Origin of the sequence: Nostoc sp., assembly GCF_036917555.1 — a bacterium.
Lineage (GTDB): Bacteria > Cyanobacteriota > Cyanobacteriia > Cyanobacteriales > Nostocaceae > Nostoc.
In genome coordinates this window covers 24,480-46,986 of the sequence record NZ_JBALDD010000080.1, presented here as the reverse complement: position 1 = coordinate 46,986, position 22,507 = coordinate 24,480, and the positions used below count along the sequence as shown (strand labels likewise).

The following is a 22,507-nucleotide window of genomic DNA, read 5'->3' as shown; positions in this document are numbered from 1 at the left end:
CAAATTAATTTAAAATCTCCGTTTCAGAAAATAAAAAATAGCTGAGGAAAAGTAATGAATTTCCTCAGCTATTTTGTTGATAGAAATTTTTACTTCGTGAGCAATTACCTATTTCTCAAACTACGTGGAAATATCTGTAACTGCCTTTTAGAGAATTCGTAGTGGCAAAGATTTTTAGATTAATAACTATTTTTTAAAAATATGTTACTCCATAGCAAATATCAATAAACCATTTCCCTAAATCCGGGAAAGTTTCATGGTCATCAGTTTCTGTCGGAACTCGATTTCTACCACCACGGTCAAATGAACCAATACTTAGGGACTTCCAGGAAATAAAGTATACAGTTATTGAAAATGATAATCATTACAGAGTTATACCACTAGTTAATTCTTTAATTCCTTTATTAATAGTTACACGGTTCCATCCTAACTCTTGCTCTGCTAACGACCGTCCTCCGTGTCCTAATGCCACAACTGTTTGTGCTATAAATTTACGTTTGTTGGCTCCTTTTAATTGCCCGGCAGTTCCCTTCAACAACTTTTTTAATGAATCCGTTAGTTGTATTGACACCTATGCACACCCAAAAATCGAATCATCATCGAATTTACTACAAAAAGGGGAGGGAGAGGCTGCCGTTGGCAGCCTCTCCCTCCCCTCATAATGATTATCATTCTTATTGTCTGTATATTTTATTTTCTGGAAGTCCCTTATCTGAACTGTATTGTTAAATCCACGTTGCTGAAGATGCTACTTTTAGACATTCTTTAAGAAACTGCTGGGGAATTTCTCTACTTTCTCCCCAATGCAGATGAACATAAGAAGCATAAATATTTGCAGGTAAACCCCATCCTTCCCATCCCATATTTTCTTCACAATCGTAGCGATAAGTTTCAAATAGGGGCTGAGTGGGAGCTAAGGTTAAATGGGAACGATGAAATTCATGTCCGTAAACAGTTGTATTTGCCTTCACTAACAAATTATCTTGCAAAGCGACTGCACGACGATAGCCCAAAGTTAAACGCCCACTCATCACAGCAGATGTTGGTAGTACTCCCGCCATCGACCAAGATTTACCCTCAAAATCGATAATTTGCTCACACAAATACATCAATCCTCCGCATTCGGCAACTGTAGGCATTCCTTTAAGTATTGCCGTTTTCACTGCATCACGAACACTGGTATTTTTTGCTAGTTGCTGGGCAAAAACTTCCGGGAAACCACCGCCAAAATACATTCCCTGGATATCTTTTGGTATGTCAGCATCTTTTAAGGGACTCCAGAAAACCAATTCTGCACCAAGTTGTTGCAACAAATCGAGATTGTCTTGGTAATAAAAATTAAACGCGCGATCGCGGGCTACTGCAATCCTAACTGGGGATGAGGGAGATAAGGAGGATGAAGCAGAGCCAGAAAGGGGTTCTGATTTTAACAAAGGTAATAAGCGTTGCCAGTCAAAGCAAGTATCTCCTAAATCGGCGAGGCGATCGATTAAAGCATTAAGTTCGGGAAGTTCGGCTGTGGGTACTAAACCCAAATGGCGATCGGGAATTGTGATGTTATCTTGACGGCGCATTACGCCGAGAATAGGTAATTGTAAAGGTTCTAAGGAATCTTTGAGAAGAGAGAGATGGCGATCGCTCCCAACACGATTTAATACTACCCCAGCTATTTTAATTCGGGGATCAAAAGATCGATAGCCGTGAGCGATCGCAGCTACAGAACCAGATAAACGACTGCAATCCATCACCAACACCACAGGCAAATCTAACAGCCGCGCGATGTGGGCAGTACTCGCAAAATCAGTTGATTTTTGCTTTTCTTGCCCATGCCCCATACTTCGACTACGCTCAGTACAAGTGCCCCATTCCCTATGCCCAATTCCATCAAACAACCCCATCACCCCTTCCACGAGGGTATATTCACTCAGTTGACTATGATGGGCAAAACATTGCTGAACGTAGGCTTCAGAAGTCAATACGGGGTCTAAATTGCGACAAGCACGACCAGTTACGTGTTGATGAAACATGGGATCAATGTAGTCTGGCCCTACCTTAAAAGATTGCACCAGGCGATCGCGACGGCGTAAAGATGCTAAAAGGGTGAGCGTGACTGTTGTCTTACCCACCCCACTACGTTCCCCAGCAATGACTAAAGCCATAAATGAAACAAATTAGGTTTTATGCAGCAACTATTTCGATTATTGGCTGTGTGTCTATCGTCACTTTTTGCAAAAGCAGATACACCAGTTTCTCCAACCGACTAACTCAAACTTATACCAATTAGAAACAAGAAAACCAGCCAATTAGGAGAGTTAGGCTGAAAAAGTCTAATAGTATAGTTGGAAATTAGCCAAGAATCAGATAACAATAAGCTACCAAAAGAGGAACGTTTTATGATAGTTGTGCATCATCTTAACAACTCGCGATCGCAGCGGGTGCTGTGGCTGCTTGAAGAATTAGGTATTGAATACGAGATCAAATTCTATGAACGCGATCCAAAGACGATGATGGCACCGGAGTCGCTGCGCCAAGTTCATCCCCTCGGCAAGTCACCAGTAATCACAGATGCAGACTTGACGATCGCTGAGTCGGGTGCAATTATCGAATACCTAGTCGATCGCTACGGGAATGGTCGGCTAGTTCCAGCCTCCGGTACGCCAGAGCATCTGCGCTACAAGTATTGGCTGCATTACGCCGAAGGCTCTGCAATGCCACCGCTGGTGATGCGGCTGGTATTGAACAATTTCGGGGCAGGGGACAGCAGCGTGGTTAGCGGATTCGTCGCGCCCCAGATCAAACTTCACTTTGACTACATAGAAGGTGAACTCCGTAAAAATACGTGGGTTGTAGGCAATGAATTTACTGCCGCTGATATCCAAATGAGCTTTCCCCTAGAAGTAGTGGCTACGCTTCCCCAAGAGGTTGAGAACCGGCCAAAGCTCAAAGAATTTGTCGAGCGCATTCATGCGCGACCTGCTTACAAACTCGCCCTGGAGCGTGGAGGCAAATACGACCTATCCTTTCAATAGACTTCTTGTATGAATCAATGAGCTTTCACCCTAAATCCCTCTCCCAAGCTTAAGAGAGGGTCTTTGAAATTGGCTCCCCTTCTGCCAAAATTGGGAGAAGGGGTTGGGGGATGTAGCAAGATCCCGCAGGGCTGGCAAATTTTGCATTTTGTCAAGAAGCGATCGCCTTCAACAGGGCAACTGTACCAATCCTATAGGCGTTCCCGCTTCTTTTGTTGGAGACGCTACGCGTAGCTTGCTTCCCCGTTCGCGGAGCGTTCCGTAGGAAAGGGATACGGGTTGCCGTAGCCATCTATCCAAACTACTGACTTACTTAAAACCAAGGAAAATAAAAAAAACCTCCAGATTATTGAAATATCCAAAAATCTGAAGGGCTTGTAGTTGATTTTCACAATTTTGGTAACTTTTATGCTTTCCAAGCGAAACTAACTATTTGTTTCCAATTTGAAAATATTCGCTGTAATCCCCAGACTTTCTTCAAAAAGTGACTCACGACCCCAGCGTTGTACTTGCTGACTCAGCAATGCTTCCGCCTTTTGTTCTGAAAGTGAAGTCACCTGTTGAAACAGACCGGCAGATTGAGCACCACCGTGGGTTTCCATCCGCATACAACCACCAGTTTCTGAGCAAATTACTGTACCACAGTCTGCCTTCGGATTGGTCGAACTGAGACGCAAAGCAATCAAGTCGCCAGCAATCTCACCCACATCAGCAAGGGGAACACCCGCTAATTCGGCTTCTATTTGCCGTTGATCTTGAGCAATAAAGTTAATGCGAGTGATATCATAATCTCCGGTTTCCCTTTGATAGGAAACTGGCTGCCATTCTAGACGACTTGCCAACCAACCTAAAAATAATAATGCTTGTGCGGGGTTGCCTTTTTCATAATCAATAGTTACTCGGTCAACTTCCCGAAGGGCTGCCCGACGATGAGGTGAGTCGTATGCTTCAGCTGTCAATTCCTGCCATGCTGAGAGGCGACGCCAGTTGAGGTCAGCTAGGGGAACCCCACTTTCCACCAATTCTTGGAGGCGGAGTAAATCACTTTCTGGCTCGTTAAAGCGGCAAGAGTCCACAATCACATTATTGCAGACGTCTGCCAACCGCTTGAATAGAGTGTTATTGGGGTCTGGTGTTGCTTTCCACCAGAGAAACTTTGGTAAGCCGCCAATTAACAATGCTGGAATCATGCCCCCTACCCGTTCCAAGGCAGCAGCAGTTCCACTGAGAGTGATGTATTCGCAGCAAATTAGTGTACTTGACGATTGCTTTTGAATCGGGCAATAGGCAGAAACTTGAGCCTTGACCCCTTTATCTTCGCCAGTAATCGGAAATAGCGCGATGATGCGGCAAGGGTTGCGGAGGGCAATTTCATCAGCAATTCTGGGGCTTGGGGCATTTAAGCTTAAGCTGGGAAGTTCAATAGAACCATTGTCTCCCGTAGCCGCGTTTCCTTGACGTTTGATGAATTCTTCTCTCAAGAAAGCCAGGGTTTCAGGTGTTGCTGTTCCAGTATTTGGCAGTGCATATTTTGTCTGCACTTGCCGCAAGGCAGCTACCATCTGAGGCCCTAAAATCCCGTCAAGCGGGCCGTTGTAAAATCCCAAAGTGGCCAAAAGATACTGGGTTTCTTCGGGTTCGTAAACCACTAAGGTAAATGTAGTGGCGCGAGTAGCAGCAGGAAGCCCACCGTTTTCGCCAGTAATGCCGTAGCTTTGCCAAATTTGATTAAGTTCCGCATCTAATTCGTCAAGCGAAATATCTTTTGGTGCCTGAAGTGAAAAAATTGTAGAAGCTTGGGGAGCCATAGGAAATTTTGGATTTTGGATTTTGGATTTTGGATTTTGTCATTTGTCATTTGTTTTTACTAGTGACTAATGAGCGCCACTTGCTTCAACGGGGGGAACCCCCGCAACGCAGTGGCTCCTAATGACAAATGACTAATATTTACAGTCTGCGCCAGCGACGGCCATCCTGGTTAATTAAGAATTCTGCTTCTGCTGGTTCCCAAGTACCGGCTTCGTACTGGGGAATAGTAGTTGGGTCGGCGGGTGCATCCCAAACAGAAAGGGCTGGTGTTACTACTTGCCAAGCTGCTTCTACTTCGTCCGCCCTTGTGAACAATGTTTGATCGCCCATCATACAATCAAGGAATAGGCGATCATAGGCATCGGATGTTGCTTGGATGCCAAAGGAACCATAACTAAAGTCCATGTCAACGGAACGGGTACGAAATTCTGCCCCCGGCATTTTCACATCAAAACGCACGGAAATTCCTTCATTTGGCTGAATCCGCATCGTCAAAATGTTGGCGTTTGTCTGTTGGGCGGCAGATTGAAACATCCGAGACGGAACTTCGCGGAAGTGGATGGAAATCTCACTAACTTTTTTCGGCATCCGCTTACCAGTACGCAGGTAGAAGGGAACACCTTGCCAGCGCCAATTGTCTACCAAAAACTTCATGGCGACATAGGTCGGTGTGGTGGAGTTGGCAGCAACGCCTGGTTCTGTCCGATACCCTGGCACTGCTTGACCTTTCATCCAGCCAGCACTGTACTGTCCGCGTACTGCTGACCGCGACAGATTGTGAACATCAGCTAAACGAGTAGCTTGGAGTACCTTCACTTTTTCTGTGCGGATGCTGTCGGCATCCATTGCATTGGGTGCTTCCATCGCCGTTAGGCAGTAAAGTTGCATTAAGTGGTTTTGCAACATATCCCGTAGTGCGCCAACGCTTTCATAGTAACCAGCCCGGTCTTCCACACCTACGGTTTCTGCCACGGTAATTTGCACGTGGTCAACAAATTGACGATTCCACAACGGCTCAAAAATCGCATTGGCAAAGCGAAACACCAGCAAATTCTGGACTGTTTCTTTACCCAAGTAGTGGTCAATGCGGTAAACTTGGTTTTCTTTACAAAATTTCTGTACCACTTGGTTAAGACTCTGGGCAGAAGCCAAGTCGCGACCAAAGGGTTTTTCAATTACTAGACGATGTTTGTAGGGATCTTCTAGCATCCCGGCGCTTCCTAGCTGCTTAATCGCTTCAGGAAAGAATGAGGGGGCAACCGAGAGGTAAAACATTCGATTCCCTCGTGTGCCCCGTTTTTCGTCTAATTCACTCAATAAGTTTTTTAGTTTCTGGTAGCCTTCAGGGTTGTCTATATCCCCAGGACTGTAGAACAGACCTTGGGAGAAATCTTGCCAGAGTTCCCCTAAATCGACATCAGAATGTGCTTCTTCCATGCCCTTTTGCATTTGTTCACGGAAGTATTCGTGGCTCCATTCTCGACGTGCCACACCGACAATGGTTGTTTCTGGTGGAATACGCCGTTCTCGCCGCAATTTGTAAAGTGCTGGCACTAGTTTGCGCCAAGTGAGATCGCCAGAAGCGCCAAAAATGACTATAATCTGGGGTTCGGGCATCCCTTGTTGTTGCAGACCAACGCGCAAGGGATTTTCTAGCAGACTAACCATAACAATTTTGGATTTTGGATTTTGGATTTTGGATTTTGAGATTGGGCATGGGGGATGGGGCACTTGTACTGAGCGACTTGCCTTGAGCGAAGTCGAAAGGAGTCGAAGTATGGGGCATGAGTTATTTTCCTTGTCCCCTTATCCCCAATACCCAGTCCCTACACTGGTGACAATACCTTGATCTTTTCTTCTAAAGAGTTCATCAAGGACTGGAAGGGCTGGATAAACTTGTCAATACCATCGACTAACAGTTCATCCATTACAGTATCGAGATCGATGTTGATGTCGGGATCTTTGAGGTTTTCGATCAGCGTGTAAGCATTTTCTACATCCGTTTCTAAGCGATCGCCTACGTTACAATGATCGGCACAAGCTTTAATTGTCGCTGGTGGTACGGTGTTGACGGTATCATGGCCAATCAACTCTTCGATATACATCACGTCTCTGTAGTTGGGGTCTTTGGTGCTGGTGCTAGCCCAAAGTAGCCGTTGTACTGTGGCCCCTTTTGCTGCCAAATCTTGCCAACGCTCGCTTCTAATGATTTTCTTGTATTCTTGATACGCAATCTTAGCGTTAGCGATCGCTACTTTTCCTTTAACAGCCAAGAGCTTTGCTTCCACGGAAATATCATCAACGCCTTTTTTCAACTTAGCATCAATCTTGCCGTCAATGTTGCTATCGATCCGGCTGAGGAAGAAGCTAGCGACTGAAGCAATTTTACTGATGTCCTTACCTTCAGCCACCCGTTTTTCTAAGCCCCGAATATAAGCCCAAGCTGTGTTGATGTAGCTTTCTACAGAAAACAGCAGCGTAACATTAACATTTATCCCTTCGGCTATTACCTGTTCTACTGCTGGCAAACCAGGTTCTGTGCCGGGAATTTTAATCATTAAATTTTCCCGACCAACTTCTTGGAAATAGCGTCGGGCTTCAGCTATTGTTGCTTCAGTATCATGGGCGATAGTTGGCGGGACTTCGATACTCACATAACCATCTAGTCTATTCGAGGCTTCATAAACAGGGCGTAAAATATCACAGGCATTACGGATATCTGCAAAAACTAGGGATTCGTAAATTTTGTATATCGGTAAGCCAGCCCGAACTCCGGCTTCGATATCGCCATCATAAATGACGTTACCTGCGATCGCTTTTTCAAAGATGGCTGGGTTAGAGGTAATCCCAGAGATCCCTTGATTTTCAACCAGTTCTTTGAGTTCCCCTGATTGAATAATGTCACGGGTCAAATTATCCATCCAGATACTTTGACCGTATTGGTTAATTTCTAGTAGATGATTGGTAGCCATAGCTAGTTCATTTCACTCCTGTATAGTGATGCTTCTAAGTAAATTTGGCAAAACGCATCAAATATTGATGGTTACTTTTGAATTGTGACGTTGCCAATCACTTATTGCATCGGCCAGCTGAGATAATCCTTAATTGATCTTCAAAAAGCGCTATTTTGCATTTCCAATCCTAAATCACCATGATTAACGTTTAATTAATGGCAGATGAGAGTACAGCACAGAGGAAATAAGTCACTCTTATAAAACGTCTAAAACCCTTACGTAACAATAATTACGAATTACGAATTGTCTTCTAGTGTCCGTTTTGAATAAAAGACTCCACCTTTGCTACATCCTCTTTGCTACCAATAATTAAAGGCGTGCGCTGATGCAGTTTTTTTGGCACCACATCCAAGATATTTACTAGTCCTGTAGTAGCACGACCGCCTGCTTGCTCAATTAAAAAGGCGAGAGGAGCTGTTTCATAAAGCAAGCGTAATTTTCCTTCTGGGTTTTGAATTGTACCTGGGTAAAGAAACACGCCGCCTTGAACTAAAATTCTATGGATGTCGCTTACCATTGCGCCACTATAACGAGCGCTGTAGCCTTCTGTGCGATGAACGTAGCGAATGTATTCTCGAATCGATTCTTCCCACTGCCAAAAGTTACCCTCGTTCACACTGTAAACAGAACCGTGTTTAGGAATGCGGATATTCTCTTCTGTGAGAATAAATTCTCCTAAGCTGGGATCGAGGACAAAAGAATGAACGCCCTTACCTATAGTATAAACCAACATCGTGCAGGGCCCATACAGGATGTATCCCGCAGCGAGTTGCTTACGTCCATTAGTGAGGAGATCGGTTGCCTTACCATCGCTATCAGTTCCTTCTTGCTGGCGAATGGCGAAAATGGAACCTAAGCTGAGATTATTATCAGTGTTGGATGAGCCATCAATTGGGTCATACAGTAGGGTATAACGGCCAATGGGGCAATTTTCCGGGATGTAGTAGGGATTTTCCATTTCCTCAGACGCGAGGCGACATACTAAGCCGCTTTGCTTAAACACTGAGATAAATACATCATTGGCATAGACATCCATCTTTTTGACGGATTCGCCTTGGACATTAACTTCCCCAGTAAATCCGAGAACGCCTTCCATTAAACCAGCGCGACTCATGCGACGAGCAACCAGTTTCCCGGCCAGGGCGATGCGATTCATTAGCGCACTTAAATCCTGTGCATCTGGCGAAAAACTCTGAAGTTGTTGGAGGACGTGACGAGATAAGGTTGTACAGTCACGATCTAAAGCTCTGTCTGTAATATCGTCGGTAGATAAGTCTAAAGATTCTGGCGCTTTAGCCATTTTTATGTTCTCCGCAGCCACTAGCTGTTAATTGGATTTTAGTCATCTATAGCAACTTATAGTTGCTGCTTCTATCTTAGAAAGGTAATTTGATAACTTAGATGCGACTTTAGATAAACTAAAGAAATGAATCTTCTGTTACCCCTGCACGCAGAGCCTAGCTACTTCGACTTAACACGACTTTCTCAAACAAGCGGGTTATGCCTACACATCCTATTAACAAACTAAAATCCCCAGATTTGCGGCAGGGACTATAGGTTTACTCTGAAACATTAATACGAAACTACTATCAGATTTGCCCAAGGCAAGCAATCTCCCTAGTTAACTAAGATACTTTTGGTTGCTGCCATAAGATAAGTTTCAATTCAGAGCAGTAGCAAGCCTCATCACTGATTTGGTGTTCATGGTCAGCTATCCAATCATAAATTTGTGTTGCTTTTGCTAATGCCACTTTTTCTGAACGATAAAGCTGAGGAGTAGGGCAGTAGGCTTGGCCATTGATGTGTATAGCTGCAATCTGCCAATAATCGCTCTCTGGTACAACTTCTAAAAACCCGTTATTGTAAGGCTGGATTATTCCTATGTTCATCTACAACCATCAAACTTTCTAAGATTGGCCACAACAAAGCCGATACCAGCCAATTCTTCTAAGTCAAAGCTGGAATCACCAGGGAATACAGTCGCAACCCCTGCTAATGATTTTGGGTTCGTAGTCAATGGAAATCTGAATTATTGGTCACTTTTTTGGCTTGATTCCGTTATTGGCAGCAACAATGGCAAAAGGGACTGGTCGGCGCGGGTGCATTGGGATTGCCCAAACTCAGAGTATGGCTGGATAGATGATAATCTGTAGAGCAAACAGGCAACTGGCAGTACTCACCCGAAATAACCAAACAAAAGGAGTAAATTTATTATGTTTCTTTTGCTAACAGCGTTCCGGCAGCAATTCTTACGGAGTATCGCTTTTGCAATACTCTTAACTTTGATTAGTAGTTTAATACTTCCTGGGGCTACTTGGGCAGCTTCTAGCTTGGGAGTTGATAATGGTCATCTTAGTTCTTGCCCGGCTTCAAACAACTGTGTTGTCAGTCAAAACGCAGATGAAAAACACGCTATCGACCCGATTCCCTATCATGTAGACCGCAATGCAGCTAGAGAAATTTTACTAAAAGTTCTCAGCGTTGTTCCCCGTACAGAAATTGTAGAACAAACAGATAATTATATCCACGCTCTTTCTAAAAGCCGCATCTTCAAATTTGTTGATGATGTAGAATTTTATTTACCTGCTAATGAGTCAGTAATTCATCTGCGATCGGCTTCTCGCGTGGGAGAGTCTGATCTCGGTGTCAACCGCAGACGAAGCGAACAAATTCGTCTGGCTCTACGCGATTTAAACATTTGATTTTGTCGCTACTGTTCTCATTTAACTGATAGAAGTGCGATCGCAATACCATTTAAAAATTTATACTTAGTGGAGAAATGTCAGACTATCTGCAATGATTGTGCTTTGCATACCTTAGTAGAAGAAGCGATAACGTGCATTCACCCTGACGAATTTGAGGTTAATTGTTCTACTGTCATTTTCTGCAATTCATTTGAGCCAGCACTCATAATTGACAGTCCTTGCGTGACATACGGCAATGATGAAGAATAACGTCAAAAGTGTAGGCGCAGCAAGTCAGCCTTAGGCATTTCAGCTTACGTTGCTATTTAGTAAATTATGGTAATATAAAAGGTCTTGGGCGATTAGCACAGGGGTAGCGCACATCCTTCACACGGATGGGGTCACTGGTTCAAATCCAGTATCGCCCACTTATACATAGCAAAGTTTTCAGCTAACTAGCTTCAGTTTCTTAAATATGCCCCCACATTAAGATGCGCTTATAGGGGAAAAAGAACGGACGCTCATCCTCTAACAACTCAAATAGCTTCTGCTGATAGCTTTCCACAAATTGCTCATAGGTTTGGGCATCCAGTTGGGACTCATAAGCCGTTAGCAATGTCCCGCGATACCACTCCACCACGGCTTCTCGTGAGGGCAACACATGTCCATAAATTTGAAGCTTGACTTCCTGCTTGACAAACCCCAATTTATAAAGCAGCCTGGCGTATGTTTCTGGGGGAAGTACCTCTAAACGCCGCACATATCCTCCTAATTCTTGACTGAATTCCTTTGCAGTCTCAACTGCTATCTGATGCACTGGCTCACTATCCATCGTTGGTATTTGTACGGCAAGCTGTCCACCAGGTCGCAGTTTTGCCCGCAATTTCTCAAATAAAATCTCATGTCCCGTCAACCACTGCAATGCCGCATTAGAAAATACCACATCAAACTCCCCATCTCCTGGGTTTTCCTCAATCCGTCTTTGCTCAAACCGTAGTCCATTGCCTTCAAACTGACGCGCCTTTTCCAGCATTTTCTCAGAAGCATCTATCCCCAAAGTCTCCTGTGCTGCTAAGGTTTCATGCAGATATTTAGTTAACTTTCCGGTTCCACACCCTAAATCGAGAACTCGTAAGTTTTCTTGCCGATGTACCATGTCTACCAAGTCGTAGAATGGACGGTTTCTTTCAGCTTGAAATCGTTCGTATAGTTCTGGATTCCATTTATCTGGCATATTTTTATAATTCGTAATTCGTAATGACGCTCTCTACGTTCGTGCAGCGTGTCGAAGACAGACGCTCTTGATAGCTTGCTTCTCTGTAAGAGTATGCAGACCCGCTACCGCTACGCTAACGTAATTCGTAATTTATAAAGCCGTATTTTCTGATGTAAAGGACAAAAACCGATATCGTCAGAAATTGCGGGTTGAAATTTGCTTTAAGATACGCCATGAGGTGCGTAGGCGTAGCCCGCACTTCTCTACGAAAGGCTGCGCGTAGCTTGCTTCCACGTTCGCGTAGCGTCCCGTAGGGAAGTGGTACGGCATGGTTCGACTCCGGCTCCATCGAGCGAAGCCGAGATGCTCACCAGCCGCTCTGTTACCACCGTAGACATCCCACCCAATTTACTATGCCTTATGACCAACTACTTTCGCTCTAATGTTGATACAATGGCTAGCTATGTTCCTGGTGAGCAGCCTCAACGCGGTACACCAATTATTAAACTTAACAGCAACGAGAACCCCTATCCTCCTTCGCCTGCGGCATTAGCTGTGCTACAGAATATTGATGGTGAATGGTTGCGGCGGTATCCAGAACCCTTTGGGGGGGAGTTTCGGCAAGCTGCAAGTAAAGTTTTAGAAGTTCCTAGTGATTGGATAATTGTCGGAAATGGCAGTGACGAATTGTTGAGTGTAGTAATTCGAGCTTGTGCAGAACCTGGGAAGAAGGTAGTTTATCCGATGCCTACTTACGTGCTATATCGCACATTAACAGAAATGCAAGCGGCGGAAATTATTGAGATTCCCTACAGCAAAGACTACAGTTTACCAAAGGACGAATTAGTTGCTGCTAATGGGGCTGTGACATTTATTGCGTCGCCCAATAGTCCATCGGGGCATCTGGTGGCAACAAATGATTTGCGAAAATTAGCCAGCCAGTTATCTGGAGTTTTAGTGATTGATGAAGCATATATAGATTTTACCGAAGAGAATGCATTGGCTTTGGTTAAAGAATACGAAAACGTCATCGTGATTCGGACACTATCTAAGGGATACTCTTTGGCAGGATTGCGATTGGGCTTTGGGGTGGCAAATCCCAAACTGTTGCAGGGATTGTTTAAGGTTAAAGATAGCTATAACATTGATGCGATCGCTTGTGCAATTGGCACGGCTGCCATCACTGACCAAGCTTATAAAAATGCTTGTGTAGCAAAGATTAAGGCATCACGGACTAAGTTAGCAACAGACTTGAAACAATTAGGTTTTCATATCTGGGATTCCCAAGCTAACTTTTTGCTGGCGCAGCCAAGAGAAGGAAACGCAGAATATCTCTATCAAAAACTCAAGAAACGGGGAATTTTAATCCGCTACTTCAAGCAGCCTGGACTAGATGATAAATTACGCATCACTGTTGGGACAGATGAGCAAAATCAGGCTTTAGTAGAGGCACTAGTTACAAACCTTTAATTATTCACACCCACTTACTTACAACACTTGAAAACTAAAGCTAAGACTTGCCCAATTATTCACATCTAAGCTATGTGAATCGACTGTTGTACTGTTCATCTCTGTTTTGAGGGCACTAGCGTTATGTAGGTCTTGTAGCAAGGCTTGTACAACATCTAAAGAATTCAACAATGGGCCAATTGGCCCTTCTTCGGCTGTGGAATACTTGGCAGTGTTTAAGGCGGCAAGAGTTGTGTTAAAGGGGGCAGTACTAAAAATCAGTTGGTGTTCGCACTCAGAAGCTGGCCCTGAAATCATCCATTCGGAAGCAGTATTAGTTTGGGGTAGGGTGAGAGTTTCACCTGGAGCAATGACGACTTCTTTCAGGAGAGGCTTGGTGTCCGCAGTATTTGCTTCTTGGGGGGTTTCCCAAGAATAGAAGGCGATCGCTGTATGATTATTGTTTAATCCCAGTAAGATTAAATATACTGGGCGATCGCTCTGGTTTTCTACCCGATATTGCATTCGACTACCGATAGGGACAATCGGAGTAGGTAGTGATTTTTGAATCGAAGTTTCAGTTTTGAAATTTCGTACTGTTTCGCGCTGCATGATAACGCGAGGCGATATCTTGTTAATTATTTCTAAGGTTGCCTTCACACCCAAGCGGGAAGAACCTTGATTTTCTGTAAGTCGCCATAACTTGGCTGCTAACAAGGTTGATAATTTTGGTGCTAACTTTTGCACTGTTAATTTTACTGCTTCTCCTGCTTCCCCTATGGCATTAGAAATTAGTTCGCCACTAAGAGAAAATAGACCATAGCGACTAGGTGTTTGCTGTAGTTTGGCAAATAAATAATCAGCTGGTTTTTCCCCTACGACTACAGTGGAGACATGGGGAAATGCAGCAAAGGCACTTGTGGCATCTACCCGCTCAATTCTTTCCAATCCAGTATCCAAAGCAATTATTAAATGAATATTTCGGAGTAAAACCCGGACTGCTTCTTGGACAAGTTGCCCGACTTCTAGGGAATTTGCACCTTCTATTTGGGCAATTTGCGCTTTTGCTGTTAATCCAGTCCGTGATCGTAATACTAATTCTTCTGTTGTTGTTGCTAAGGTGAATCGAGAATTAACTCCGTAGTATAGCAGCACTTGGGGGGGTAATCCTGCTAACCACAGATGGACTGTTTTGCCATCTTCTTCAATCGCTCTCACAGCGCCTTCTGCACCAATAATACCGTCTGGTGGTAGAGACGTTAGATGTTGATTTTTTTGACTATTTAATAACGCTGGTTGCTGTTTACTACCCAATTGGGATAGAGAATTTTCTATATCCGAAAGGGCGACTTGAATTCTGGTAGTTGGGGTGAATTCCCACAAATACTGCGTCAAGGCGTAGGTAAATAACCCAGCACTAAAACCAGAAAAGAGTTCTTCCCTGGCAGGCTGCTTGGGATTTGAGGTAGCTGCTAAGACAATCGGCGTGCTGGATAACTTCTGAGTTTTAAGTTGTTGGAGAAAGTCGAGTTCTTCTGATGCTAGCTTTGCCTCTACTGATTCTGGAAGGGCGCGACTTTTTAATCCTAATAGTGGGGTTGCCGCATAATAGCTAGTATCTAATACTGCTGTGACTCGATCTGTAGGGAGCGATCGCAATAATAGCAGTAGAGTTTCTTCTAATACATAGTTGACTATTTTCTCATTTTGTGATATAAGATTGGCATTAGCTGACACCAGAGCATTTTGCATTGTTTCTGATGATGTCTCCAATTTGACACGACTGCCATAGCCGCTAAAGTGGAAGACGACTACATCACTGGGTTTAGCTTGCTTACCCAGGTGATCCAAAAAAGCTGCCTCAATGAATTCTCTACTAGCTTCTTCCTCAGTTAAGGTTAGGATATCTGACCCTTGGAAACCAAAGCGATGAATCAAAAGCTCTCTTTGTAGTTCTACATCCGTCAGACAACCACTGAGGGCTGGAATTTTTGGGTATTGGTTAATACCTATTAACAATGCCAACTTGCGCGGACTGGGTTGTGCCAAAGCCTGATAATAGCGATTTCCTAAAGACAACCACTCAGCTTCAGTTATCCCCAATACCGCGAGTATTGAGCCAATTCTCTGTAAAAACGTGCGACGTTTCATAATTAGCTATCAGCCCTCAGCTATCAGTTAGCAGCTTACAGGGCTGAACTCTGTATTGTAAAGTTACAAAAACGTGGGGAGTCGGAGGAGCAGGTAAGCAGGGGAGACAAGGGGGACAAGGGGGACAAGGAGGAATTATTGAAAATCTCTTATTTGTCTCCCCCTTCTTCCTTGTCTCCTTTGTCTCTTCTCCATGCCCACTTGCCCTGAGTTTACGGTGAGCGTAGTCGAACTGCGACTTGTGCTGAGCGAAGCCGAGGTAAGCCGAAGGGATGCCCAATGCCCTAAACTAAACCGTTACTTCTATCCGCATTGCCCGCGCCAACTCAGCTGCTACCTCTGGACGGGAAAATTCTGGTGGAGGTAACTCACCACGCCGCAGCATTTCGCGGACTTTTGTCCCTGATAGGTGAATGCGTTCTTCTGGCCTGCTGGGACTGGTTTTAGATGTTGCCATCTGCTTAGTGCGCGTGCAGTAGAAAGCGTGTTCAAATTTCATCGGCACAATGCCTAATTCACTTGGTGCAAATTCATCAAAGATATATTGAGCGTCGTAAGTGCCGTAATAGTCACCGACACCAGCATGATCTCGTCCGACGATAAAGTGAGTACAGCCGTAGTTTTTACGGACTAAAGCATGGAATATAGCCTCACGAGGCCCAGCGTAGCGCATTGCAGCCGGATTAATTGCCAGAGTTACCCGGTCTAAGGGGTAGTAATGTTCCAGCAAAATTTCATAGCAGCGCATCCGCACGTCAGCAGCGATATCATCCTCTTTTGTCGCCCCGACTAATGGGTGCAAAAATAGACCATCAACGATTTCTAAAGCGCACTTTTGAATATATTCATGGGCGCGATGGATGGGGTTGCGAGTTTGAAAGCCGACGATGGTTTTCCAACCCTTGTCTTGAAATAGTTGCCGTGAGGCAACTGGATCGATTTGGTAACTGGGAAACTGGGGATGAGGTTCGCGTTGCAACAACCAAATATCACCCGCCAGATTTACAGTACCTTGGTTATAAAGTACCTGTACGCCGGGATGATTGACATCATTAGTACGGTAGACTTTTATTGCTTCGCGGATTTTGTCGTAGTCATATTTTTGCGTAAGTTGCAAAACTCCGATAAATTCGCTTCTGGAGTTATCCAGACGGATTAAGCCGCCTTCTGGCAAAGGGGAAGCTACTTCTTCGCTTACCGATAGTGTAATCGGGATTGACCACACAAGACCGTTAGCTAATCGCATTTCTGTGACAGTGCGATCATAGTCTTCTTGGTTCATAAAACCCGTCAGTGGACTAAAAGCACCGATCGCAATCATTTCTAGATCGGAAACGGCGCGATCGTCAAGTTGCACTCGCGGCAAAAAGTCAGCTTTTGAGAGAAACTCTGCTCTTTGTTCTGGTGTGGCAATACGGTTAACCAACTGTCCACCGTGGGGGGCTATGGCATCTGGATTGTGACTCAACGTAGATCCCCTCTCTGCTTTTACTGTTATTGTTTCAGATTATGTACTAACTTATCAAATGCTGGTACGTACAGAAAAATAGTTTAGGGAATGGAAGAAATTTTGCAACTAACCTCCAACCGATCTGATTAGGTTAGGCTAAAGCTAATCCAGCCTCAAGTTTCAGAATAGTTCCTGTATAAGGAAAATGCTTATGACTGCTGTATCCCCCGTTGTTAAACCTGTTAGCCAAATGCGGCTAGCGCCTGGTAGTACAGTGAATATCCAGGATATAAGTTGGGAGGAATTTGAGTCTATTTTGCAAGAACTGGGGGAAAAGCGATCGCTACGAGTTGCTTACAGCAAGTCTACGTTAGAAATTAGGGTTCCTCTACCCGAACACGAAAAATCAAAGGACTTAATTTCGGATATTGTAAAAATCTTGCTGAAGATTGCAGGGAAAAGTTATGAACCCTTCGGTTCAACCACCTTCAAGCGGGAAAATATAGCGGGGGTAGAACCAGATGCTTGCTTTTACATTCAAAATTATCAAAGAATGATCGGTCGTCGCAAACTGGAACCAAACGATCCGCCTCCTGATTTGGTAATTGAAACAGATGTGACATCAAAAACAACTCTTGATGCTTATGAAGCGATCGCTGTTCCAGAACTATGGATTTACGATAGTAAAAAGCTGAGGATTTATTTACTCAGGGATGGACATTACATCGAATCTGATAACAGTCCTAACTTTCCAAATATCCCTCTAACTCAAATTATTGCCGCTACAGTTGAACGAGCTTGGCAAGTAGGAACCGTACAAGCTTTGAAAGAGTTTGAAGGGGCATTAGATAGAAGTAGTTTTTGATAGAAAGCACGTAGTCGTAGCTCTTTGCAAGTATCAATTTTGCCAATTCTTCCTAGTATCAATACGGTTCAATTAAGGAAATTTATCTTTTAAGGCATGGAAAGCAGGGGGAGAACAAAAGCTTAACTAAACTGTATTATTATCTTTTCTGAATCAGTTTTATGACAGTAAATAAAGAAAATTTAAAGCGAATCATACGACAAGCTGTGCGGGAAAGAATCGCCAAGCATAAAGGGTCAAACCAAAATTAATCAGTAATGATTTTAGTCACTCTGAAACTGCAAATATTCCAACAGTAGTAACCGCAAGTAATCTAACGTTCTAATATAACTTTTTATCTGTTCATAATTGCCATTACTGCCAAAATAAAAACTCGCAATCTGAGGTATATTTAAAACTCGCATAGCTTGTAATTGCTCAATTGCCTGGTCTTGATTGACAATTTGACCTGTGCTTTGAATTTGACTTGCATAACCTCTGAGATTTACTGTTAAAAGTTCAAGTTCTTCTAAAAGTGAAAACTCTTCATCTTCTGCTGGAAACTGAATAGAAATTTCTTGTCGTTCGCCTCGTATATTTTGATAAGTATTAGTCAACTGTGCTAATAATTGAATAATATTTTTCTTAATCAATTCTTGCTGATTTAAAATTGCTTTAGTCATCATTGACTCCATAAGTAACTATCTTTTCAGTACCATATTGGTCAGGTCTAACAATCAGATATTCATTGCCTTTACGGTATACAGCTGAACTATCTCCACGATATCCAGTTTTCGGAACTCTAATCGCTCCTTTTTTATTAAAGTTATGAGCTTTGCGTAGATACTTTAATGGGTCAATTCCTTTTCTATTAGCATGGTCTAAGATACTTTGGGCAACACTGGTATAGGTAGCAGCATTCCACTCACTTATGTATTGTTGAATCTCTGTCGTCTCTGTAGAAGTATAGCCTTCTAATAGCTGTATCAAAAACTGGTCAGAGATAGGTTTTTCCGGCATATATCCCATTTAAAAATAAAAATACCCCTCCTTACAAGTGAGGAAGGGTGATTTTGCTTTATGCCAAAACAGGGTAAGAGTTATTATTAACTAAATTGTTCAATAATTCCGCCACCTAACACTTTCTCGCCGTGGTACCACACCGCCGCTTGTCCAGGAGTGATGCTGATTTGGGGTTCATCAAACACCAAACGCACGCGGGAGTTTTCCAACGGAATCACCGTCACTGGTGTAGCCGTTGAACGATAGCGAATTTGCACTTCGGCATGAATTGGGGTAGATGGTTCCGCAATGGAAACCCAATTTACCCGATTTACAGTGCATTCTGGCTGAGTTACCTTGGTGCGATCGCCTACTACTACCTTATTATTTTCCGCATCTAATTCAATCACATACAACGGTTCGGCAGCAGCAATTCCCAAGCCTTTGCGCTGGCCAATGGTGTAGTGATGGACACCATCATGCTGTCCCAAAACTTTGCCTGTAACATCGACAATATCGCCTGTTTTGGGAGCTAAATATTTATCCAAAAATGCCCGCATGGAACCGTTACTTTCCACTAAGCATAAATCTTGACTTTCTGGTTTATCAGCAGTTTTCAGTCCGTATTCAGTCGCAATCCGGCGGGTGTCAGTTTTTTCTAGTTCGCCTAGAGGAAATATAGTTGCTGCAAGTAAATCTTGAGACAAATCATAGAGAAAGTATGACTGGTCTTTGTTACGGTCAACAGCCCTTAATAATTGATAACGTCCAGTTGCTTCGTCATAGTTAATTCGGGCATAATGACCAGTGGCAATGCGATCGCATCCCAATTCTTCACGAGCATACTGCACCATTGGCCCAAACTTCACCGTTTTATTGCACTGGGAACAAGGTAAAGGCGTAATCCCAGCACTGTAACCAGTTACCAGGTAATCGACAATATGCGTCTGAAAGACATCCCGAATATCGACAATCTGATGAGGAACACCCAGTTGTTCACAGATATCAGCCGCGTCGATCATACCTTCAGAGCAACATTGACCTTTGCCTTTCATTAGCCAAAGAGTCAAACCAATCACTTCATAGCCCTGATGGTGCAGGATAGCTGCGGCGGTGGAACTGTCAACGCCACCAGAAAGACCAACGACGACTTTTTTCATACAAAGCACGACACGATAGCTGCGTGGTTGTCCAATTGTAGCACACACTCTTTCAAAGCCTTGCTACTAAAGCGCTTCAGTTTTAACGTCACTGAATTAGCGTCGGCATAGCCCATCCTAGACATCGTTATTCACTCTTTCATCTAAGATTAATTACAGATGTATTTTTTGCCACGCAGATGAGCTAACTTTACGTTAACGCTATATAGTTGCTACAACGGTAAACTAATTAGTTCCTGATGGAAATTACCTAAAAATACTGTGACTACTTTCTAACTATTATGTCGAGTATGTCGAGAGGAATATCAAGTCAATTTATCCCATTTCAAATGCCGTGCCAAAGTTCTCAAGGTTGGAAGCCCACTATCAGACTTCTCTTTTTGTTAGTGGGAGGATGCTTTGTACTGATTCCCGACTCTACCCCAGCACAAGCACAAATCTTCAACAGCAACGTGCTATTGGCTCAAGAAACTAGTGAGATTTTACCGCCAATTCCCTTTGGTCAACAGCCATCACCGCAGTTACAACCAAGTCAAGCACAGGACTTCAATCAACCTGAAGTTAACTTTCAGCCCTCTCAACCATTACCGAACAATCAATTTGAGCAGAATTTTCAGCCCTCTCAACCATTACCGAACAATCAATTTGAGCAAAATTTTCAGCCCTCTCAATCTTCACAGTTTAGTCAATATAACCAGAACTTTGAGCGCTATTTAGTTTATGTTGATGGTAGTAATTTCCAGACACTACAAGCAATACGTCAGATTGAACCCAGTGCTTACATTCGCCAGTTCCAAGGTCGGACTGTAATTCAGTCAGGAGTTTTTAATAGAGTAACCAACGCCCAACAACGGGTGAATGAGCTACAATCACGAGGCATATATAACGCCCGAATTATCAGCTTTGGTAACGGACAGGAAATAAATGCAGACAATGGCAACTATAACTATAGAGACGATCGCAATATTATAAATGCGAATAGACAAGTTTCTAGATATTATGTCGCCATTCCCACCACTTCCGAACAGTTAAGAGCGATCGCAGCACAAGTTAGGCAGAATTTAGGCGGATTGACACAAGATTTAGGACGATCTAGCGGAGTCCTTGAAAGGATGCAACCACGAGGTCCACACGTAGCAGTAGGGCCTTTCCCCAATCGATTCCAAGCTGAAGAATGGAACAGGTATATGCGAAAGCTCGGATACGGTAATGCCAGAGTTTACTACGGAAAGTGAATAAATGGGGAGTTGGGAGTAAGATTAATAGCCATTGTACACAGAGGCGATCGCACTCGATTTAACAGTTACACGCTAGGATTACACCAACGGCAAGCCATCCAATGTAAGCATTATACAATTTTAGGCAAATCAGTAGTAAATCATGCCACCGCTATAGAACGAGTGCTGTTAGCCCTTCTTGCTCGCGTCGAAGCTGGGGAGGCTCGACCTCGCACCCTTCTTGCGTAGTTGAGGCTCAAAATTCCTCAGTCAAGCCTGCTGTGTAATGCTAACAATAATTATTAATCCTCAACCAAATTCTGCGAAAATTTCTTAATAAGAGTTGTTTTTGCTTTGCCCATATCAATAATGACACTGTTCCTTTGCGAGCCAGAATCTTTGGTACAATCCTCTTCCAATCATTTGTACCTGAATAGCTTACCTAATTTTGGGAAATTAGATAGCCCTCTTCATGATCCGCATAAGCATAGCCAGGGAAAGCGACAGATAATCTTGCTTTGCTCTGGAATTTATCTCGTGATTGATCAATACACCCTGCAAGAAAACTTAGTTGTAGAAACTGCTCCTGGAAAACCTGGATTTGATTTGGAGTTCAGTTTTATGATTTTGGGTGATAATCACACTGAGCAGACACTTGCAGGAGAAAATTTTCTATGTCTTGGATTTGAACCCGGAATCAGTGGGTTAGTTGACTGGCAAGCAGGACAACGAATTCTGAAATTTGATATTCATATTACAGTTGAGGCATTTGTGAATGCGATCGCCCATTGTTTAGAGCTGGTCGATCCGAAGCTGAGGCAGTTTCTTAAACATTCAGATCATATAGATTGTTTCCAAATGGGTGTTAACACACCTGCAATCTGTACAATCATTTACCAAATCCTAAATTGTCCCTATGAAGGGTTAACACGGCAGTTGTATCTAGAAGGTAAGGTGCTGGAACTGATGGCGCTACGTTTGGATCAGTACATCCAGAACGAACCACAGCCAAGGCAAAAATCATCATCAAAATCACAAGAGCGCGATCGCCTGCATTACGCAAAGGAAATCCTCATCCACAACTTAGAACATCCGCCATCTCTGTTAGAACTTTCTCAACAAGTGGGACTCAATACTCGCAAACTCAAAGAAGGCTTTCGACGAGAGTTTGATACAACGGTGTTCGGCTATTTGCATAGTCATCGGATGGAACAAGCCAGGAAATTTATGAAAGAAGGGCAAATGACTGTAGCAGAAGTTGCCTACGCGGTGGGCTATGCGAATCGTAGCCATTTTGCAGCAGCGTTTCGCAAACGGTTTGGCATGAATCCGAGTGAGTTGTTCAAAGAAACACAAAAACAGGAGATTTGAATTGTTCTGCTAAGAGTCATGGCGGTTCCGCTAAGAGCCACTTCAATTGTCTAAATCCTCTATTCTCAAGTAATGAGAATTGTTCTTAACAATTGTTTGTTGGAATTGTGA

The 22,507-nt window shown here is 43.6% G+C and carries 21 protein-coding genes, 1 tRNA gene and 1 pseudogene; 8 read left to right on the top strand and 15 right to left on the bottom strand.

Annotation, left to right across the window (positions count from 1 at the left end; translation table 11 throughout):
• Window positions 1–373 precede the first annotated feature (373 nt).
• A pseudogene (locus tag V7K60_RS31135) lies at window positions 374–565 on the bottom strand (ISAzo13-like element ISMae28 family transposase); the annotation flags it as partial.
• Window positions 566–725: 160 nt separating this feature from the next.
• On the bottom strand, window positions 726–2,159 hold the full coding sequence (locus tag V7K60_RS31130) for a cobyrinate a,c-diamide synthase (protein WP_334931513.1): 1,434 nt from the start codon (window positions 2,157–2,159) through the stop codon (window positions 726–728).
• Between the two features lie 180 nt (window positions 2,160–2,339).
• Here V7K60_RS31130 and V7K60_RS31125 point away from each other — a divergent pair, with 180 nt between their 5' ends.
• The gene (locus V7K60_RS31125) at window positions 2,340–3,029 is read left to right on the top strand and encodes a glutathione S-transferase family protein (RefSeq protein WP_334931511.1); all 690 of its coding nucleotides are present in this window, start codon (window positions 2,340–2,342) and stop codon (window positions 3,027–3,029) included.
• 425 nt (window positions 3,030–3,454) lie between these two features.
• On the opposite strand, the gene opcA is transcribed toward V7K60_RS31125, so the two are convergent.
• The 7 genes from opcA to V7K60_RS31090 all read right to left on the bottom strand — a co-directional run bounded on the left by opcA (window position 3,455) and on the right by V7K60_RS31090 (window position 9,869).
• Window positions 3,455–4,837 (bottom strand): glucose-6-phosphate dehydrogenase assembly protein OpcA, encoded by a 1,383-nt coding sequence (opcA, locus tag V7K60_RS31120; RefSeq protein ID WP_334931509.1) that lies wholly within the window; start codon window positions 4,835–4,837, stop codon window positions 3,455–3,457.
• Between the two features lie 139 nt (window positions 4,838–4,976).
• The gene (gene zwf, locus V7K60_RS31115; RefSeq protein ID WP_334931507.1) at window positions 4,977–6,506 is read right to left on the bottom strand and encodes a glucose-6-phosphate dehydrogenase; all 1,530 of its coding nucleotides are present in this window, start codon (window positions 6,504–6,506) and stop codon (window positions 4,977–4,979) included.
• Window positions 6,499–6,624 (bottom strand): hypothetical protein, encoded by a 126-nt coding sequence (locus tag V7K60_RS31110; RefSeq protein ID WP_334931505.1) that lies wholly within the window; start codon window positions 6,622–6,624, stop codon window positions 6,499–6,501. Before V7K60_RS31110 ends, zwf begins: the two co-directional genes overlap by 8 nt.
• Window positions 6,625–6,664: 40 nt before the next feature.
• The gene (gene tal, locus V7K60_RS31105; RefSeq protein WP_334931503.1) at window positions 6,665–7,810 is read right to left on the bottom strand and encodes a transaldolase; all 1,146 of its coding nucleotides are present in this window, start codon (window positions 7,808–7,810) and stop codon (window positions 6,665–6,667) included.
• A gap of 292 nt (window positions 7,811–8,102) precedes the next feature.
• A complete protein-coding gene (gene fbp, locus V7K60_RS31100) occupies window positions 8,103–9,152 on the bottom strand; it encodes a class 1 fructose-bisphosphatase (RefSeq protein ID WP_334931501.1) in 1,050 nt (349 codons plus the stop codon).
• Between the two features lie 325 nt (window positions 9,153–9,477).
• Window positions 9,478–9,741 carry a hypothetical protein gene (locus tag V7K60_RS31095; protein WP_334931499.1) on the bottom strand — a complete coding sequence of 88 codons (264 nt, stop codon included), beginning with the start codon at window positions 9,739–9,741 and terminating at the stop codon, window positions 9,478–9,480.
• Window positions 9,738–9,869 carry a hypothetical protein gene (locus V7K60_RS31090; protein ID WP_334931497.1) on the bottom strand — a complete coding sequence of 44 codons (132 nt, stop codon included), beginning with the start codon at window positions 9,867–9,869 and terminating at the stop codon, window positions 9,738–9,740. Before V7K60_RS31090 ends, V7K60_RS31095 begins: the two co-directional genes overlap by 4 nt.
• A 196-nt stretch (window positions 9,870–10,065) precedes the next feature.
• On the opposite strand from V7K60_RS31090, the gene V7K60_RS31085 reads away from it, so the two are divergent.
• Both V7K60_RS31085 and V7K60_RS31080 read left to right on the top strand, forming a co-directional pair.
• A complete protein-coding gene (locus V7K60_RS31085) occupies window positions 10,066–10,554 on the top strand; it encodes a DUF1499 domain-containing protein (RefSeq protein WP_334931495.1) in 489 nt (162 codons plus the stop codon).
• Window positions 10,555–10,892: 338 nt separating this feature from the next.
• A tRNA-Val gene (locus V7K60_RS31080) sits at window positions 10,893–10,964 on the top strand.
• Between the two features lie 41 nt (window positions 10,965–11,005).
• Here V7K60_RS31080 and V7K60_RS31075 read toward each other — a convergent pair.
• Window positions 11,006–11,770, bottom strand: a complete 765-nt coding sequence (locus V7K60_RS31075; RefSeq protein ID WP_334931493.1) for a methyltransferase domain-containing protein — start codon at window positions 11,768–11,770, stop codon at window positions 11,006–11,008.
• A 402-nt stretch (window positions 11,771–12,172) separates the two neighbouring features.
• On the opposite strand from V7K60_RS31075, the gene hisC reads away from it, so the two are divergent.
• Window positions 12,173–13,222 (top strand): histidinol-phosphate transaminase, encoded by a 1,050-nt coding sequence (gene hisC, locus V7K60_RS31070; protein ID WP_334931491.1) that lies wholly within the window; start codon window positions 12,173–12,175, stop codon window positions 13,220–13,222.
• Between the two features lie 18 nt (window positions 13,223–13,240).
• Here hisC and V7K60_RS31065 read toward each other — a convergent pair whose 3' ends face one another.
• Both V7K60_RS31065 and sat read right to left on the bottom strand, forming a co-directional pair.
• On the bottom strand, window positions 13,241–15,352 hold the full coding sequence (locus V7K60_RS31065; RefSeq protein WP_334931489.1) for a caspase family protein: 2,112 nt from the start codon (window positions 15,350–15,352) through the stop codon (window positions 13,241–13,243).
• Window positions 15,353–15,641: 289 nt separating this feature from the next.
• Entirely contained in the window at window positions 15,642–16,820 is a 1,179-nt protein-coding gene (sat, locus tag V7K60_RS31060; protein ID WP_334931488.1) for a sulfate adenylyltransferase, read from the bottom strand.
• Window positions 16,821–17,013: 193 nt separating this feature from the next.
• Between sat and V7K60_RS31055 the strand changes: the two genes are divergently transcribed.
• Complete coding sequence (locus V7K60_RS31055; protein WP_334931486.1) at window positions 17,014–17,667, top strand: Uma2 family endonuclease; 654 nt, start codon at window positions 17,014–17,016, stop codon at window positions 17,665–17,667.
• A gap of 263 nt (window positions 17,668–17,930) precedes the next feature.
• On the opposite strand, the gene V7K60_RS31050 is transcribed toward V7K60_RS31055, so the two are convergent.
• The 3 genes from V7K60_RS31050 to mnmA form a co-directional block, all read right to left on the bottom strand.
• Window positions 17,931–18,332: a hypothetical protein gene (locus tag V7K60_RS31050; protein ID WP_334931485.1), complete on the bottom strand. Its 402-nt coding sequence runs from the start codon at window positions 18,330–18,332 to the stop codon at window positions 17,931–17,933.
• A complete protein-coding gene (locus V7K60_RS31045) occupies window positions 18,322–18,666 on the bottom strand; it encodes a hypothetical protein (RefSeq protein WP_334931484.1) in 345 nt (114 codons plus the stop codon). Before V7K60_RS31045 ends, V7K60_RS31050 begins: the two co-directional genes overlap by 11 nt.
• An 86-nt stretch (window positions 18,667–18,752) precedes the next feature.
• Window positions 18,753–19,808 (bottom strand): tRNA 2-thiouridine(34) synthase MnmA, encoded by a 1,056-nt coding sequence (gene mnmA, locus V7K60_RS31040; RefSeq protein ID WP_334931633.1) that lies wholly within the window; start codon window positions 19,806–19,808, stop codon window positions 18,753–18,755.
• Between the two features lie 329 nt (window positions 19,809–20,137).
• Between mnmA and V7K60_RS31035 the strand changes: the two genes are divergently transcribed.
• The 3 genes from V7K60_RS31035 (at window position 20,138) to V7K60_RS31025 (ending at window position 22,396) form a co-directional block, all read left to right on the top strand.
• Window positions 20,138–21,043: a hypothetical protein gene (locus tag V7K60_RS31035; protein WP_334931482.1), complete on the top strand. Its 906-nt coding sequence runs from the start codon at window positions 20,138–20,140 to the stop codon at window positions 21,041–21,043.
• A gap of 12 nt (window positions 21,044–21,055) precedes the next feature.
• Window positions 21,056–21,274, top strand: coding sequence for a hypothetical protein (locus V7K60_RS31030; RefSeq protein ID WP_334931480.1), 219 nt, complete (start codon window positions 21,056–21,058; stop codon window positions 21,272–21,274).
• Between the two features lie 288 nt (window positions 21,275–21,562).
• Window positions 21,563–22,396, top strand: coding sequence for a helix-turn-helix transcriptional regulator (locus V7K60_RS31025; RefSeq protein ID WP_334931478.1), 834 nt, complete (start codon window positions 21,563–21,565; stop codon window positions 22,394–22,396).
• Window positions 22,397–22,507 lie beyond the last annotated feature (111 nt).